General features: G+C 50.0%; 10 protein-coding genes and 1 pseudogene. 4 read left to right on the forward strand and 7 right to left on the reverse strand.

Translation table 11 applies throughout. The annotated features are described in order from the left end of the window. The first annotated feature begins 78 nt into the window (after positions 1-78). The 3 genes and pseudogenes from FEK50_RS20790 (at position 79) to FEK50_RS20800 (ending at position 2,520) form a co-directional block, all read left to right on the forward strand. Positions 79-681 (forward strand): LemA family protein, encoded by a 603-nt coding sequence (locus tag FEK50_RS20790; protein ID WP_131162393.1) that lies wholly within the window; start codon positions 79-81, stop codon positions 679-681. A 13-nt stretch (positions 682-694) separates the two neighbouring features. After that, positions 695-1,366 (forward strand): annotated as a pseudogene (locus FEK50_RS20795) (YgcG family protein); the annotation flags it as partial. Between the two features lie 233 nt (positions 1,367-1,599). Next, positions 1,600-2,520, forward strand: coding sequence for a YgcG family protein (locus FEK50_RS20800; protein ID WP_130207679.1), 921 nt, complete (start codon positions 1,600-1,602; stop codon positions 2,518-2,520). Positions 2,521-2,579: 59 nt separating this feature from the next. On the opposite strand, the gene eno is transcribed toward FEK50_RS20800, so the two are convergent. The 7 genes from eno to rlmD all read right to left on the reverse strand — a co-directional run bounded on the left by eno (position 2,580) and on the right by rlmD (position 10,938). Next, positions 2,580-3,878: a phosphopyruvate hydratase gene (eno, locus tag FEK50_RS20805; protein WP_064528183.1), complete on the reverse strand. Its 1,299-nt coding sequence runs from the start codon at positions 3,876-3,878 to the stop codon at positions 2,580-2,582. Positions 3,879-3,965: 87 nt separating this feature from the next. Continuing rightward, positions 3,966-5,603, reverse strand: a complete 1,638-nt coding sequence (gene pyrG, locus FEK50_RS20810) for a CTP synthase (glutamine hydrolyzing) (RefSeq protein WP_130207680.1) — start codon at positions 5,601-5,603, stop codon at positions 3,966-3,968. Positions 5,604-5,830: 227 nt separating this feature from the next. After that, positions 5,831-6,622, reverse strand: a complete 792-nt coding sequence (gene mazG / locus FEK50_RS20815) for a nucleoside triphosphate pyrophosphohydrolase (RefSeq protein ID WP_112912024.1) — start codon at positions 6,620-6,622, stop codon at positions 5,831-5,833. Between the two features lie 71 nt (positions 6,623-6,693). Then, a complete protein-coding gene (gene mazF / locus FEK50_RS20820; RefSeq protein ID WP_131162394.1) occupies positions 6,694-7,029 on the reverse strand; it encodes an endoribonuclease MazF in 336 nt (111 codons plus the stop codon). After that, positions 7,029-7,277: a type II toxin-antitoxin system antitoxin MazE gene (mazE, locus tag FEK50_RS20825; protein ID WP_000581937.1), complete on the reverse strand. Its 249-nt coding sequence runs from the start codon at positions 7,275-7,277 to the stop codon at positions 7,029-7,031. The genes mazF and mazE overlap by 1 nt, the downstream gene beginning before the upstream one ends. A gap of 77 nt (positions 7,278-7,354) precedes the next feature. Beyond that, on the reverse strand, positions 7,355-9,589 hold the full coding sequence (gene relA / locus FEK50_RS20830) for a GTP diphosphokinase (protein WP_130207682.1): 2,235 nt from the start codon (positions 9,587-9,589) through the stop codon (positions 7,355-7,357). Positions 9,590-9,636: 47 nt separating this feature from the next. Then, the gene (gene rlmD, locus FEK50_RS20835) at positions 9,637-10,938 is read right to left on the reverse strand and encodes a 23S rRNA (uracil(1939)-C(5))-methyltransferase RlmD (protein WP_131162395.1); all 1,302 of its coding nucleotides are present in this window, start codon (positions 10,936-10,938) and stop codon (positions 9,637-9,639) included. A gap of 56 nt (positions 10,939-10,994) precedes the next feature. Between rlmD and barA the strand changes: the two genes are divergently transcribed. Further along, complete coding sequence (barA, locus tag FEK50_RS20840; protein WP_130207684.1) at positions 10,995-13,751, forward strand: two-component sensor histidine kinase BarA; 2,757 nt, start codon at positions 10,995-10,997, stop codon at positions 13,749-13,751. The last annotated feature ends 4 nt before the right edge of the window (positions 13,752-13,755 follow it).

Genomic DNA, 13,755 nt, shown 5'->3' on the forward strand with positions numbered 1-13,755 from the left:
AAAAAGTGAATCAGATCATTAAGAATAAAATGAAGCGGCGTATTATGTTTTAAAGGATTAAATAAAAGGGATTTAAACATGTTTAGAATATTCATCGTATTTATATTTATTTTCAATTTATCAGGTTGCGGTTATAACGATATTCAAACCTATGATGAGCAGGTTAATGCCTCCTGGTCAGAAGTACTGAATCAGTATCAACGTCGCGCCGATCTTATTCCTAATCTTGTCGCAAGTATTAAAGGTTATTCCAGCCATGAAAAAGAGGTACTGGAGGCCGTTACGTTAGCCCGTAGTCAAGCTAATCGTGCCAGCAGCGATCTTCAGCAAGCTCCGGGAGATGAGCAAAAATTACAAGCCTGGCAACAAGCTCAGGCGCAGGTGACTCGCACTCTCGGGCAGTTAACAATTATTAGTGAACGTTATCCAGAATTAAAGGCTCAGGAACTCTATCAAAATTTAATGGTACAACTCGAAGGAAGCGAAAATCGAATTGCTGTCGCGCGAGGAAGATATATTAAAGCCATTGAACAATATAATGTCACTATCCGCAAATTTCCCACAGTGTTAACCGCAAAGGTCATGGATTACACACCGAAGAAAAATTATTTGCCGGATGATGTCGCCACAGTAAGCAAAGCCCCAACAATAGATTTTAGCCAGAATGCTAATGCTCATTAGGCGAGTTAATTATATGAAAAATTTTATCTTACTTCTTGTTCTGGTCTGTTCATCTGCGTTTGCAGTGCAAGTTCCAGTACCTGAATTACCTAAATATATGAATGATTTAACAGGGACATTAACCAGAGGGGAAGTAAGTACGCTGACCAGCCAGATTAAAGCCCTGACGCAAAAAGAACAGACGCAGCTTGTGGTATTGGTGGTTGAAACCACAGGCGAAGAAACCATCGAGCAATATGCAACACGTGTGTTCGAGAGTTGGCAGCCCGGCCATAAAGGTCGTGATGACGGTATTTTACTGGTAGTTGCCTGGCAAGATCATACAGTTCATATTGAAATCGGTTACGGGCTTGAGGGTATTCTTACTGATGCACAGTCCGGGCAAATTATTCGCAACAGTATTATTCCAGCGTTTAAAAAAGGCGACCTTACTGGCGGCTTGCAACAGGGTATCAGTGATATTGAAACCCGACTATCAGGAAATGATTTAGTCAATAACACATCGCCCGATCACCCTTTGCCCTTTAGCGGTTGGTGGGCTTTGATAGTCTGGGCGATAGTACTGACCTTTATTTCCGCCAGAGGATATGTCAAAACGCTGGGAGTGATTTGCTTTGCTGCCATAGTACTGGCTTTTGTACTTCCCATCGCTGGATATAGCGGGAGCTGGGGAGTTCTTGCCACATTATTATGTTTCGCCACACCATTCCTGACCGTAGCTATCGCTTTCACACCTTTCGGCAGAAAGGTGCGTGATTCAATGCGTAGCGCCAACCGACCGTCACGTTACGAAAGAAGCAACTCGGCCTCCTGGCATTCTTCATCATCGTCGTCATCTTCCTCTTCATCGTCTTTCGACAATGACAATTTCAGCGGTGGCGGCGGTTCGTCTGGTGGCGGTGGCGCTTCCGGGCGCTGGTGATCGTAATGCGCTTAATCTTTATTTTACTCGCTTTGTGGTGCCTTCCGGTGCTTGCCCAGCAAATTGCTGTGCCGGAGCTGCGCCACCAGGTGACCGATATTACTGGTACGTTAAGCTCGTCTGAACAACAATCACTGACACAGCAGCTGCAGGATATTACACAAAAAACACGAGCCCAGGTCGCCGTATTAATTGTGCCATCCACCGGGGACGATACCATTGAACAATATGCAACTCGCGTTTTTGATAGCTGGAAACTGGGGGATGAGCGTCGTGACGATGGTATTCTGATCCTGGTCGTCTGGGAAGATCGTAAAGTTCGCATTGAAGTGGGCTACGGGCTGGAAGGGGTGGTTACCGACCTGCAAGCGGCGAAGATTATCCGTGATATATTAATCCCTGCTTTCAAAAGTGATGACCTTATGGGTGGGTTAACACTGGCAAGCGAAAATATTGGCGCACTTCTGCTGAATGGTGAATTACCGGAAAACAGGGGGAATTACTACAGTATCAATCCCCCTATTCCATTATCGCTTGCTGTAATTATATTACTGGCGGTGCTTTCATATTTTATTGTTTTTACCGATCCGTCAAATCTCCCCTGGATAGCACTCACTGGCGCAATTTACGGGATGGTATTCCTCTATGTTGCAGAGCCAGGACCATGGACGAATTTAATCGTTGCCTGCGGTATGTTAACGCCTTTTGCGATCGTAGTGCTGCTTATCTTTTGGCTTATCGTTAGTAAAAAACTACGCGCCAAATATAAGAAACTCGGTAAAGAAAGAGCTTCAAGAAAAGGTTCTTCTTCATCCTCTTCCGGTGGAGGCTCAAGTGGTGGTGGGTTTAGCGGCGGTGGCGGATTTAGCGGTGGCGGTGGTTCATCTGGAGGCGGTGGTTCCTCAGGCCGCTGGTAACTCGACCATAAAAAATGCCAGCCCGAAGGCTAGCATTTTTAAATCAGATAAAGTCAGACTTATGCCTGGCCTTTGATCTCTTTACGACCGTTGTACGGTGCTTTTTCGCCCAGAGCTTCTTCGATACGAATCAGCTGGTTGTATTTAGCAACACGGTCAGAACGGCTCATAGAACCAGTTTTGATCTGGCCTGCAGCAGTACCAACAGCCAAGTCAGCGATGGTAGCGTCTTCAGTTTCGCCAGAACGGTGAGAGATAACTGCAGTGTAGCCAGCGTCTTTCGCCATCTTGATTGCAGCCAGAGTTTCGGTCAGAGAACCGATCTGGTTGAATTTGATCAGGATGGAGTTAGCGATGCCTTTTTCGATACCTTCTTTCAGGATCTTGGTGTTGGTTACGAACAGGTCGTCACCAACCAGCTGGATTTTGTCGCCCAGAACTTTGGTCTGGTATGCGAAACCGTCCCAGTCAGATTCGTCCAGACCGTCTTCGATAGAAACGATCGGGTACTGTTTGGTCAGTTCTTCCAGGAAGTGAGTGAATTCTTCAGAGGTGAAAGCTTTGTTGCCTTCGCCAGCCAGAACGTATTTACCGTCTTTGTAGAATTCAGAAGCTGCGCAGTCCATCGCCAGAGTGATGTCTTTGCCCAGTTCATAGCCAGCAGCTTTAACAGCTTCAGCGATAACAGCCAGAGCTTCAGCGTTGGAACCCAGGTTCGGCGCATAGCCACCTTCGTCACCAACTGCAGTGTTCATGCCTTTCGCTTTCAGAACTTTTGCCAGGTGATGGAAAACTTCAGAACCCATGCGGATGGCTTCTTTCACAGTTTTCGCGCCAACCGGCTGAATCATGAATTCCTGGATATCAACGTTGTTGTCAGCGTGCTCACCACCGTTGATGATGTTCATCATCGGAACCGGCATGGAGTATTTGCCCGGAGTACCGTTCAGTTCAGCGATGTGCTCGTACAGCGGCATACCTTTAGCAGCTGCAGCAGCTTTGGCGTTAGCCAGAGACACAGCCAGGATTGCGTTTGCGCCGAAGTTAGATTTGTTTTCGGTGCCGTCCAGGTCGATCATGATCTTGTCAATGCCAGCCTGATCTTTGGCATCTTTGCCAATCAGCGCCTGAGCGATCGGGCCGTTAACCGCAGCAACAGCTTTGGTTACGCCTTTGCCCAGGAAACGGGATTTGTCGCCATCGCGCAGTTCCAGAGCTTCACGGGAACCAGTAGAAGCACCTGATGGAGCAGCTGCCATACCGACGAAACCACCCTCCAGATGTACTTCGGCTTCAACAGTCGGGTTACCACGGGAGTCGATGATTTCACGACCGATGATTTTTACGATTTTGGACATTAGGTTTTCCTCAAGTCACTAGTTAAACTGAAACTCCAGACAAACAACGCGTACCCAGGGTACGCGTTGCCGTTCTAACTTTTTTACTTACTTCGCCTGACGTTTCTGGAACTCGCTGGCGGCTTTTACAAAGCCAGCAAACAGCGGGTGGCCATCACGTGGAGTAGAAGTAAACTCCGGATGGAACTGACAAGCCACGAACCACGGGTGATTCGGAACTTCGATGATCTCGACCAACTGATCATCCCCGGAACGGCCCGCAACGCGCAGACCTGCATCTTCAATCTGTTTCAGCAGCATGTTGTTGACTTCGTAGCGGTGACGATGACGCTCAACAATTGTCGGCGCATTGTACAGCTGGCGAACCAGGCTATTGTCAACCAGCTGGCACTGCTGTGCGCCAAGACGCATAGTGCCACCGAGATCGCTCTTCTCGCTACGAACTTCAACGTTGCCGTTTTCATCGCGCCACTCGGTAATCAGCGCCACAACCGGGTACTTACAGTCTGGCACAAATTCCGTAGAGTTGGCGTTCTCCATGTTGGCAACATGGCGAGCGTAATCAATTAACGCCACCTGCATACCCAGGCAAATGCCCAGATAAGGAATATTGTTCTCACGCGCAAAGCGCGCGGTAGTAATCATGCCTTCTACGCCACGATAGCCGAAACCGCCAGGTACGAGGATCGCGTCCAGACCTTTAAGGATTTCAACACCGCGCGTTTCAACATCTTGTGAATCGATCAGTTTGATGTTGACGCTGACACGATTTTTCAGCCCGCCGTGTTTCAGTGCTTCAATCACTGATTTGTAAGCGTCCGGCAGTTCAATGTACTTACCGACCATACCGATGGTGACTTCACTCACCGGATTCGCTTCTTCGAAGATAACCTGTTCCCATTCGGACAGATTCGCTTCCGGGCAGTTTAAGCTGAATCGTTTACAAATATAATCGTCCAGCCCCTGAGATTTCAACAGGCCCGGAATTTTATAGATGGAATCGACGTCTTTCAGAGAAATAACCGCTTTTTCCGGAACATTACAGAACAATGCAATCTTCGCACGTTCGTTCGCCGGAACGGCGCGATCTGAACGACAAATCAGGATGTCAGGCTGGATACCGATGGAGAGCAGCTCTTTTACAGAGTGCTGGGTCGGTTTGGTTTTGACTTCACCAGACGCAGCCATGTACGGCACCAGCGTCAGGTGCATAAACAGAGTGTGCTCACGGCCAATTTCAACAGCCAACTGGCGAATCGCTTCGAGGAACGGCAGGGATTCGATGTCACCTACGGTACCGCCGATTTCGACCAGAACCACGTCGTGGCCTTCGCCACCTGCAAGAACGCGTTCTTTGATAGCGTTAGTGATGTGTGGAATAACCTGTACGGTTGCGCCGAGGTAGTCACCGCGGCGTTCTTTACGCAGAACGTCTGAGTAGATACGACCCGTGGTGAAGTTGTTGCGGCGGCTCATTTTGGTACGAATGAAACGCTCGTAGTGACCCAGGTCCAGGTCGGTTTCAGCGCCGTCTTCAGTAACGAACACTTCCCCGTGTTGGATTGGGCTCATAGTACCTGGATCGACGTTGATGTACGGATCCAGTTTCATGATAGTCACATTGAGGCCACGGGCTTCAAGAATGGCTGCGAGGGAGGCTGCGGCAATGCCTTTACCCAGAGAGGATACGACCCCGCCGGTCACAAAAATATAGTTCGTTGTCATGCTGAACCTGAGAAGTTAGGTTGAAAAGACGATGGAATAACCAGGACGGGAAAGCAGTATACCCGAACATGACCTGTGCCACAAACTTTCATTATCCCTCCTCTTCGCCAGCGCACCATTGAAATCAGGAGTGAGAAAATAGCCCCTTTGGGGTAAATGTTTTTGACGCAAATCAAGCGCTTGTCATTTAAAAAATGACACAAATGGCGCTTGACCGCGTAATTCCCTTAGAGATCAATTTCCTGCCGTTTTACCTGTTGCCAGACTTCTTCCATTGTTTCGAGGTCAACACCTGTCATTTCCAGTCCACGCGCGGCAACAATACGCTCCACTTCGCGAAAACGACGCTCGAATTTTTCGTTCGCTTTTTGCAATGCGATTTCTGCTTTCGTCCCTAAATGGCGAGCCAGATTAACCGTGGCAAACAGCAGGTCGCCCATTTCCTCCTCCAGTTTAGCCTGGTCGACAACAGCCTGCCGCGCCTCGTACATCACCTCGTCGATCTCTTCGTAGACTTTATCAACCACCGGGCCAAGCGTCGTCCAGTCGAAGCCAACGTTGGCACAACGTTTCTGGATTTTTTGTGCGCGCATTAAAGCCGGCAAACTGCGAGGAATATCGTCCAGCGCCGAATGCTGTGCTTTCTGCGCGCGTTCTTCGGTTTTGATCTGCTCCCAACGGGCGAGAACTTCACTGCTGTTTTCGGCAGAACTATCAGCAAAAACATGCGGATGGCGACGCTCTAATTTATCGCTGATCGCAGCACAAATATCATTAAAGTCAAAGCGCCCTTCTTCCTGGGCCATTTGCGCGTAAAACACCACCTGGAACAACAGATCGCCCAGTTCACCGCGCAGATCGTCAAAGTCTTCGCGGGCAATGGCGTCCAGCACTTCGTAGGTTTCTTCAAGGGTATAAGGCGCAATAGACGCAAATGTCTGCTCCTTATCCCACGGGCAGCCGTTTTCCGGATCGCGCAGGCGCTGCATGATAGTGAGTAAACGGTCGATTTGATTCATTGGAATGTCCTGAAAATTGCGGGTCTGTCAGGTGGAAGCCTGTGACCAGAATAGAAGTGAGTTAGTAACACTTACCCAATCAGCACGTTAATTTTGGCTTTAATGAGTTGTAATTCCTCTGGGGTAACCGTTCCTTTCTTCGTTGCTCCTCTTGCCCGCCAGGCGATACTTTTTACCTGATCAGCTAACGCTACGCCATCACGTTCCTGACCGGACAAAACAACTTCGAACGGATATCCTTTTGATTGTGTTGTACAAGGAACACACAGACACATACCTGTTTTGTTGTTATACATGAACGGACTCAGGACAACAGCCGGACGATGTCCGGCTTGCTCGCTACCTTTTGTCGGGTCAAAATCAACCCAAATCAGATCGCCCATATCGGGTACGTATCGGCTTACCATTACCAGACTTCCTTATCTTTCGGCTCCCCCCAGTCGATATTCTCGTGGAGGTTTTCCGGCGTGATGTCGTTGACCAGTTCAGCAAGCGTAAATACGGGCTCTTTACGCACTGGCTCAATAATTAATTTGCCATCCACCAGGTCAATCTTCACTTCATCATCAATATTCAGATTGAGCGCCTGCATTAACGTAGCCGGGATCCGCACTGCAGGAGAATTTCCCCAACGCTTTACGCTACTGTGGATCATAACCCTTTCCTCAAACCGCTATCATATGTAGATACAGTATATATCAATCTACATTGTAGATACGAGCAAATTTCGGCCTAACTCCCGTGCAGTCGACGCGCGTCGATAACATCCGGCACCTGATTGAGTTTACCCAGCACGCGGCCCAGCACCTGCAGGTTATAAATCTCAATGGTCATATCGATGGTTGCCAGTTGCTGTTTGGTATCGCTACGGCTGGCAACGCCAAGCACGTTCACCTTCTCGTTGGCGAGAATGGTCGTGATATCACGCAACAACCCACTACGATCATTAGCCAGCACGCGGACCACCAGCGAATATCCGGCGGAGTAGCTCTCGCCCCATACTGCATCAACAATGCGTTCTGGCGCATGGGAGCGTAGCTCCACCAGTTGTTCACAATCGGCGCGGTGCACAGAAATACCGCGACCCTGAGTAATGAAACCAACAATTTCATCACCAGGAATCGGCTGACAGCAGCGCGCGATGTGGTGCATCAGATTGCCGACACCTTCTACTACCACGCGCCCGTTATCTTTACTGCGGTTTTGCGGGGCATGGCTTTTTTGCTGAAGCTGCTTCAGCGCGGCGGCGTCCTGCTCTTCGGCACTCGGCTTATTAAATTGCGATTGCAGGAAATTCACCATCTGATTGAGCCGGATATCCCCGCCCCCAATCGCCGCCAGCAACTCGTCGACATCATTGAAGTTGTAACGCGGCAGCAGGTGTTTTTCTGCTTCTTTCAGGCTGATCCCCAGATGTTCCAGCTCGTCATCAAGGATTTGTCGTCCAGCCAGAATGTTTTTGTCACGATCCTGTTTACGGAACCAGGCATGAATTTTCGAACGCCCACGGCTGGTTGTGACATAGCCCAGGTTTGGGTTTAACCAGTCACGGCTGGGATTGGGCTGTTTCTGGGTGATAATTTCAATCTGGTCACCCATTTGCAGCTGGTAGGTGAACGGCACAATGCGCCCGCCAATTTTTGCCCCGATGCAGCGGTGTCCGACATCACTGTGGATGTGGTAAGCGAAGTCCAGCGGCGTTGATCCCGCAGGCAAATCAACGACATCACCTTTCGGCGTAAAGACGTATACCCGGTCGTCAAAGACCTGGCTGCGTACTTCGTCGAGCATTTCGCCGGAATCAGCCATCTCTTCCTGCCACGCAATCAGTTTACGCAGCCAGGCAATCCGGTCTTCATGTCCCGAACGCGCCCCGCCAGCAGCCGCACCTTCTTTGTATTTCCAGTGCGCAGCGACACCCAGCTCTGCATCTTCATGCATCTGTTTGGTGCGGATTTGGATCTCAACGGTTTTGCCACCCGGCCCCAGTACCACAGTATGAATAGACTGATAGCCGTTTGGTTTCGGATTTGCGACGTAATCATCAAATTCATCCGGCAAGTGGCGATAGTGAGTGTGCACTATCCCCAGCGCGGCGTAGCAGTCTTGTAAACGCTCGGCAACAATACGTACTGCACGGACATCAAACAGCTCATCGAAGGCGAGGTTCTTTTTCTGCATTTTGCGCCAGATGCTGTAGATGTGTTTCGGACGACCATACACCTCAGCTTTAACGCCTTCAGCTTTCATCTCAGCGCGCAGATGACCGACAAACTCTTCGATATAGTGTTCGCGGTCGAGACGGCGTTCATGCAGCAATTTGGCGATGCGCTTGTATTCAGTCGGGTGGAGATAACGGAAGCAGTAATCTTCCAGTTCCCATTTCAGTTGCCCGATCCCGAGACGGTTCGCCAGCGGCGCGTAGATATTGGTGCACTCTTTTGCTGCAAGTACGCGTTCATCTTCTGGCGCATCTTTTACTTCGCGCAGATGAGCAATACGCTCCGCCAGTTTGATGACCACGCAGCGGAAATCATCGACCATCGCCAATAACATCCGGCGAACGTTATCGACCTGTTCGGAGGAAACAGAATCAGTGTGCGTCGCTTTCAGCTGGCGGATTGCCGCCATATCGCGCACACCGTGAATAAGATTAACGACCGACTTACCGACGCTCTCGCGCAGTACGTCTTCGCTGACTACGTTGGCATCGGCCAGAGGGAACAGTAGCGCCGCCCGCAGCGTGTCAATGTCCATACTTAATGTCGAGAGGATCTCCACCATCTCGACACCACGCCACAACAGCAAACTGGCATCCGGATGCCCCTGCGTCTGCTGCAGACAATACGCCCAGGTTTCGGCTAAGCACTCACACGACTTCTGGCTGGCAATCCCCAGACTTGCGATCCATTTGTCCGGATCAAATTCACCAGCCTTATTGATATGTGCACTTCTTACCGCAACCATTGTCCTCTCCTTTAGGGACCTGACCTGCCGAAATCAGCAAATCGTAACTATTTAACGCGCGAAAAAAGCACCATCGATTCCAGATGCCCCGTGTGTGGGAACATATCCAGCATCGCCAGTCGCGCAATGGTATATCCTGCTTTTAATAACGCCTCGCTATCCCGAGCCAGCGTCGCAGGGTTACAGGATACATAAACTATACGAATGGGTTCCAGTTTTATAATTTGCTGCATGACGCCAGCAGCACCTGTTCGCGCCGGGTCCAGCAACACTTTGTCAAAGCCGTTTTTAGCCCACGGTTGCTTTGTGACATCATCTTCAAGATTTTCATGATAAAACGTCACATTTTGTAAACCATTAAGTCGCGCATTTTCCTGACCTTTCTCCACCAGCGCCGCAACACCTTCTACCCCTACCACGCTAGCCGCTCGTGTCGCTAATGGCAGTGTGAAATTGCCCATACCGCAGAACAGATCAAGCACGCTGTCTTCAGCCTGCACATCCAACCACTCCAGCGCGCGAGCCACCATTTTCTGGTTCACACCCGCGTTGACCTGAATAAAATCACGCGGGCTAAAAGTTAAACGCAACCCATTTGAGTCATACCAGGGCATCTCGCCAGAGACGGTTTCGAGTATCTCACTATCGGGAGCGAGAAACAGATCCAGGCCTTCAGAATGCGAAAAGCGTTCCAGTTTTTCACGATCAGCCGAACTTAGCGGTGCGGTATGGCGTAAAATCATCAGCGTGCCGCTGGTTGCCTGCACCAGTTCAACGTGACCAAGATGGCGCGTGGCTTGTAAGCTGGTCAGGCATGCCCTGACTTTGGGCAGCAATGCTTCAAGTTGGGGCGCTAAAATGGGGCATTGCTTAACATCGACAATGTCACTGGAACCCGCTTTGCGAAATCCCATCTGTAATTGTTGTGTTTTCGGCTGATAGTTCAGGCTTAAGCGCGCGCGGCGACGGTACCCCCAGGGAACATCGGCGATCACTTCAGAGACGTCGTGCTTCATTAACCGGGCGAGCGCCGCACTTTTGCTTCGCTGCTGTAGTTCGATGCTGGCGTGTTGTTGCTGACAGCCGCCGCATACGCCAAAATGAGGGCAGCGTGGCGTTTCGCGTTCCGGGCTGTCGCTTAGCCTGCGCACGACTTTAGCGCGGGAATACTGTTTTTTATCTTCAGTAACAGTAACTTCCGCGTCTTCCTGCGGCAATAGCCCGGGGATAAATAACGCTTTTCCGTTATGTCGTGCCACGCCCTGACCAAAAGAGTCGAGGTCGTTGACTGAAACGGTTATGATCTGACGCGTCGTCACGCGTCGTTTTGCAGAGTAGAATTGCGCCATTGGCGAGACTTTCTCAATTTAACAGTGTGACCTTAATTGTCCCATAACGGAACTCCATGACCAACTACAGCCTGCGCGCACGCATGATGATTCTGATCCTGGCGCCGACCGTCCTTATTGGTTTATTGCTCAGTATCTTTTTCGTCGTGCATCGATATAACGACTTGCAGCGTCAACTGGAAGATGCCGGTGCCAGCATTATTGAGCCGCTTGCAGTTTCTACTGAATATGGCATGAGCCTGCAAAATCGCGAATCTATCGGTCAGTTGATAAGCGTTTTGCATCGTCGCCATTCTGATATTGTTCGCGCCATTTCAGTTTACGATGAAAATAACCGACTCTTTGTCACCTCCAATTTTCATCTCGACCCTTCAGCAATGCAGCTCGGTAGTAACGTGCCATTTCCGCGCCAGCTCACTGTCACACGTGATGGCGATATTATGATTTTGCGTACGCCGATTATCTCCGAGAGTTATTCTCCCGACGAATCGCCCATTAGCGATGCCAAAAATAGTCAGAATATGCTGGGGTATATTGCCCTTGAGCTGGACCTTAAATCGGTGCGCTTACAGCAATATAAAGAGATTTTTATTTCCAGCGTGATGATGCTGTTCTGTATTGGTATTGCGCTTATTTTTGGCTGGCGACTCATGCGCGATGTAACCGGCCCGATTCGCAACATGGTGAATACTGTCGACCGCATCCGCCGAGGACAACTCGACAGCCGGGTGGAAGGATTTATGCTCGGCGAGTTGGATATGCTGAAAAACGGCATCAACTCGATGGCAATGTCTCTGGCGGCTTATCACGAAGAGATGCAGCACAATATCGACCAGGCGACGTCCGATCTGCGTGAAACGCTGGAGCAGATGGAAATTCAGAACGTTGAGTTGGACCTGGCGAAAAAGCGCGCCCAGGAAGCGGCGCGTATTAAGTCCGAGTTTCTGGCGAACATGTCACATGAGCTGCGTACACCGCTGAATGGGGTTATTGGCTTTACCCGCCTGACGCTGAAAACAGAATTAACGCCAACGCAGCGCGATCACCTGAACACGATTGAACGCTCGGCAAATAATTTGCTGGCAATTATTAATGATGTTCTCGACTTCTCGAAACTGGAAGCGGGCAAGCTGATTCTGGAAAGTATTCCGTTCCCGCTGCGCAGCACGCTGGATGAAGTGGTTACTCTTCTGGCGCATTCTTCTCACGATAAAGGGCTGGAATTGACGCTCAATATTAAGAGCGACGTGCCAGATAACGTGATAGGCGATCCGCTGCGTTTACAGCAAATCATCACTAACCTGGTAGGGAATGCGATTAAATTCACCGAGAATGGCAACATCGATATTCTGGTGGAAAAACGAGCGCTGAGTAATACCAAAGTTCAGATTGAAGTGCAGATCCGCGATACCGGTATTGGTATTCCTGAACGCGATCAATCGCGCCTGTTCCAGGCTTTCAGGCAGGCAGATGCCAGTATTTCACGCCGTCATGGCGGCACCGGGCTGGGGCTGGTAATTACGCAAAAACTGGTTAATGAGATGGGCGGAGATATCTCGTTCCATAGCCAGCCGAATCGTGGCTCAACCTTCTGGTTCCATATTAATCTCGATCTGAACCCGAATATTATTATTGAAGGACCATCCACCCAATGCCTCACAGGCAAACGCCTGGCTTATGTCGAACCGAACTCGGCAGCCGCGCAGTGCACGCTGGATATTTTAAGCGAAACACCGCTTGAGGTGGTCTACAGCCCAAGCTTCTCGGCACTCCCTCCCGCGCATTACGACATGATGTTGTTAGGGATTGCGGTGACTTTCCGCGAACCGCTAACGATGCAACATGAGCGGTTAGCGAAAGCGGTGTCGATGACCGATTTTCTGATGCTCGCCCTTCCGTGCCATGCACAGGTCAATGCCGAAAAACTCAAGCAAGATGGTATCGGCGCGTGTCTGCTGAAACCCCTGACGCCTACACGTCTGTTACCTGTACTGACCGAGTTTTGCCATCAAACACAAAATACGCTGTTGCCTGTCACCGACGAAAGTAAGCTGGTAATGACGGTTATGGCTGTTGATGATAATCCCGCCAACCTGAAACTTATCGGCGCATTGCTGGAGGACATGGTTCAGCATGTGGAGTTGTGCGATAGCGGGCATCAGGCGGTTGAACGAGCAAAACAGATGCCGTTCGATTTAATCTTAATGGATATTCAAATGCCGGACATGGACGGCATTCGTGCATGCGAACTTATCCACCAGCTTCCGCACCAGCAACAAACGCCAGTCATCGCGGTGACTGCACATGCAATGGCTGGGCAAAAAGAGAAATTACTTGGCGCGGGGATGAGCGATTATCTGGCGAAACCGATAGAAGAAGAGCGATTGCATAATTTGCTGCTGCGCTACAAACCCGGCAGCGGCATTTCTTCCCGCGTTGTGACGCCAGAAGTGAACGAAATTGTGGTGAACCAGAATGCGACTCTGGACTGGCAACTGGCGCTACGCCAGGCCGCTGGCAAAACCGATCTGGCGCGCGATATGCTGCAAATGTTGCTCGATTTCCTGCCAGAAGTTCGCAACAAAGTTGAGGAACAACTGGTTGGGGAAAATCCGGAAGGTCTGGTTGATTTGATTCATAAACTGCATGGCAGTTGCGGCTATAGCGGTGTGCCGCGTATGAAGAATCTCTGTCAACTTATCGAACAACAGCTACGAAGCGGTACTAAAGAAGAAGATTTGGAGCCGGAGCTACTGGAATTGTTGGACGAGATGGATAATGTGGCACGCGAAGCCAGTAAAATTCTTGGGTAATAAA

This window comes from Escherichia sp. E2586 (assembly GCF_005781105.1).
Lineage (GTDB): Bacteria > Pseudomonadota > Gammaproteobacteria > Enterobacterales > Enterobacteriaceae > Escherichia.